Source organism: Acinetobacter sp. NS-4, from assembly GCF_037402435.1.
Classification (GTDB): domain Bacteria; phylum Pseudomonadota; class Gammaproteobacteria; order Pseudomonadales; family Moraxellaceae; genus Acinetobacter.
This window is the reverse complement of sequence record NZ_JBBEUE010000042.1, coordinates 1-1242: the sequence shown is the minus strand read 5'-3', so window position 1 is coordinate 1242 and position 1242 is coordinate 1. Positions and strand designations below refer to the sequence as shown.

General features: G+C 40.2%; 2 protein-coding genes. Both read right to left on the bottom strand.

The features are described from left to right. Nucleotides 1-247 precede the first annotated feature (247 nt). Nucleotides 248-481 carry a hypothetical protein gene (locus WAE57_RS15750; protein WP_237788591.1) on the bottom strand — a complete coding sequence of 78 codons (234 nt, stop codon included), beginning with the start codon at nucleotides 479-481 and terminating at the stop codon, nucleotides 248-250. Nucleotides 482-651: 170 nt separating this feature from the next. Further along, the gene (locus WAE57_RS15745; protein ID WP_337711297.1) at nucleotides 652-978 is read right to left on the bottom strand and encodes a multidrug efflux SMR transporter; all 327 of its coding nucleotides are present in this window, start codon (nucleotides 976-978) and stop codon (nucleotides 652-654) included. Between the last annotated feature and the right edge of the window lie 264 nt (nucleotides 979-1242).

Here is a 1242-nt window from a genome sequence, read left to right as displayed (position 1 = left end):
GAGCGTTCTGGGGCATAGGGGTGCTTCCTATAAATTCTCAATCTTTAAAATGAGTTTCTATGCGATGTTTAATTTTCTCTTTAGGAAAATTATTTTCTCTGTGAGAATTTATATAGGATTTTTTTTCAGCCGTCTACGGCTTTAGGAAAGTTTTTTTATTTTTAGGAAAGTTTTTTAAATTATTGATTTTTATTAAGATGTGCGAAAGCACCAGCAGGAAATTAATCTCCTGCTGGCTAGATTTGGCTTAACATAAAACCTCTACCCGATGAAACTGCTTCAGCTGCAACAATGCCTGAAAAGGCTGGGCAGACTGCATCAAATTATTCATCTGTTCATGAAACTGCTGAACCAGACCGTGATTGCATCGAATCAGCCAGCCTTTCATAAACTTCTTGTTCATATTCAGCATATACACCTCACAGGTGGTCGGTGTTAATAAGCGAATTTTCTTAATCACAAAGTGTTCCGGATAGCTCATCGCATTCTCCTTTTACAAAGTTCAATTGATAAAAAGCAAATACCGCGCCAAGTTTGCCAATAACCGATTTGTCCTGTTTGATGCCGGCTAAATCTGGTATTTATTCCTGTTATGAATATTTTATGCATTAAAATTGCGCATTTGCTTGATGGTCTGCACCAAATTGCAGATCAGGAGGGCTCGGATAATTTCATCAATAGCAGTCCAGCCGTAATCAGAACGGCGGCTAAAATACGCATAAAGGTGGCCTGCTCGCCTAAGATCAAGATGCCCAGCAAAAATGCCCCGACCACACCAATGCCCGACCAAATGGTATAGGCCGTGCCTAAAGGCAGCGTACGCATGGCATAGCTCAACAGCAGAAAACTTAAAATCACGAAAACCACCGTCATGAAGGTGGGGAGCGGCTTGCTAAAACCGGCTGAAAGTTTCATGGAATAGGCCCAGATAATCTCAAAAATACCGGCCAGAACTAAAACCATCCATGCCATCTGTATTGACTCCCTGAATTGAGTTTTATGCCGGATCAGCTCAGCATGCGGCTGATTTTAATACTGCGATGGCTGGCCAATTTTACCTATACCTCTAAAGGCATACTCATAAAAAGTAGCTGAATTTAAACAAGAAATATGGACAACAGCGTGTGTTTTTATATAAATTTTTACAAGAAATTAAATTTACTCTTAAGAATATCCATCTTGAGCACCTGAGTTTTGACTGCCTTAAATACCGGAGCAAATCGACCATGACGCAGTACACTT

What these genes read in the sequence shown, in the direction of transcription:
- WAE57_RS15750 (WP_237788591.1), bottom strand. Translation starts at nt 481, where the DNA reads ATGAGCTATCCGGAACACTTTGTGATTAAGAAAATTCGCTTATTAACA.